This is a genomic window from Pseudomonas edaphica (genome assembly GCF_005863185.1).
GTDB classification, from domain to species: Bacteria; Pseudomonadota; Gammaproteobacteria; order Pseudomonadales; family Pseudomonadaceae; genus Aquipseudomonas; species Aquipseudomonas edaphica.
The window spans coordinates 1-1,630 of sequence record NZ_VBVZ01000931.1; the positions used below are offsets into that span (position 1 = coordinate 1).

The following is a 1,630-nucleotide window of genomic DNA, read 5'->3' on the forward strand; positions in this document are numbered from 1 at the left end:
CCAATACGGCGTGGACGTGGGCGATATCGTGATCATCGTGCCCATCGGTTTTGCCCTGGTGTTTATCCGCTACCTGGAAATTTTCTACCGCATCTTTACCCACCGTCAGGTCGGGTTGGGGCTGGCCGACGAGGCCGGGGAGGCCAGTAAGCTGGCTGGCAGCCATGAGGAGCGTCACTGATGGCCGTGCTCTGTCTGTTTTTGCTGTTGTTCGTGTTCATGTTCCTCGGCGTGCCGATCGCGATTTCCCTGGGGCTGTCCGGCGCGGTGTCGATCCTGATGTTCAGCCAGGACTCGGTGAGTTCGCTGGCCATCAAGCTGTTTGAAACCTCCGACGCCTACACCTTCCTGGCGATTCCATTCTTCCTGCTGTCCGGCGCGTTCATGACCACTGGCGGTGTGGCGCAACGGCTGATCGACTTCGCCAACGCCTGTGTCGGGCATATCCGAGGCGGCCTGGCGATTGCGGCGGTGCTGGCGTGCATGCTGTTTGCGGCGCTGTCCGGGTCATCGCCGGCGACGGTGGCGGCAGTGGGCTCGATTGCCGTGGCGGGGATGGTGCGCTCGGGTTACCCGAAGGAGTTCGGCGCCGGGATCATCTGCAACGCCGGCACCCTGGGCATCCTGATCCCGCCGTCGATTGTGATGGTGGTGTACTCGGCAGCCACCGAAACCTCGGTGGGCAAGCTGTTCATGGCCGGTGTGATTCCAGGATTGCTGCTGGGCCTGATGCTGATGGTCGCGATCTACATCGTCGCGCGCATCAAGAAGCTGCCGGCGCAGCCCCGTGCGACCTTCCGCGAGTGGCTGACCTGCGCACGTCGCGCGTTCTGGGGCTTGCTGTTGCTGGTGATCATCCTCGGCGGCATCTACAGCGGCATGTTCACGCCGACGGAAGCGGCGGCCGTGGCGGCGGTGTATTCGGCGTTTGTCGCGCTGTTTGTGTACAAGGACATGAAGCTGCGCGATTGCCCCAAGGTGCTGCTGGAATCCGGGCGCCTGGCGATCATGCTGATGTTTATCATCGCCAACGCCATGCTCTTTGCCCATGTACTGACCACCGAACAGATCCCGCAGGAAATCACCGCCTGGGTGATCTCCGAAGGCCTCACGCCGATTGGCTTTTTGATCATGGTCAACGTGGTGTTGCTGGTGGCCGGCAGCTTTATGGAGCCGTCCGCGATTGTGCTGATCCTGGCGCCGATCTTCTTCCCTATTGCCATGAAGCTGGGGATTGACCCGATTCACCTGGGGATTGTGATGGTGGTCAACATGGAAATCGGCCTGGTGCACCCGCCAGTAGGGTTGAACCTGTTTGTGACCTCGGCGGTGACCGGGTTGACCCTCGGGCAGACGATTCGCGCAGCGTTACCGTGGCTGATGATCCTGCTGGTGTTTTTGATCATGGTCACGTACTTGCCGTTTATCTCGCTGGCGCTGCCGCACTGGCTGGGCATGTAACACGGTCTGAAAATGTGGGAGCTGGCTTGCCTGCGATAGCCATACGTTCGAAGGCACCCCGTTCCCCTGTGGCGAGCAGGCTTGCCCTGCGTTGGGCTGCGCAGCAGCCCCAAAACCAGGCGCTGAGTTCTTTCAGAAAGAATTTCAGTGCCCTTGCTGGGGGCTGCTG

The 1,630-nt window shown here is 61.0% G+C and carries 1 protein-coding gene and 1 pseudogene; both read left to right on the forward strand.

Annotated elements, in window-relative coordinates; all coding sequences use genetic code 11:
• Positions 1-181, forward strand: a pseudogene (locus FEM54_RS32195) (C4-dicarboxylate ABC transporter); the annotation flags it as partial.
• Positions 181-1,461 carry a C4-dicarboxylate TRAP transporter large permease protein DctM gene (gene dctM / locus FEM54_RS32200; protein ID WP_017137472.1) on the forward strand — a complete coding sequence of 427 codons (1,281 nt, stop codon included), beginning with the start codon at positions 181-183 and terminating at the stop codon, positions 1,459-1,461. The pseudogene FEM54_RS32195 and the gene dctM, both read left to right, overlap by 1 nt.
• Positions 1,462-1,630: the final 169 nt, after the last annotated feature.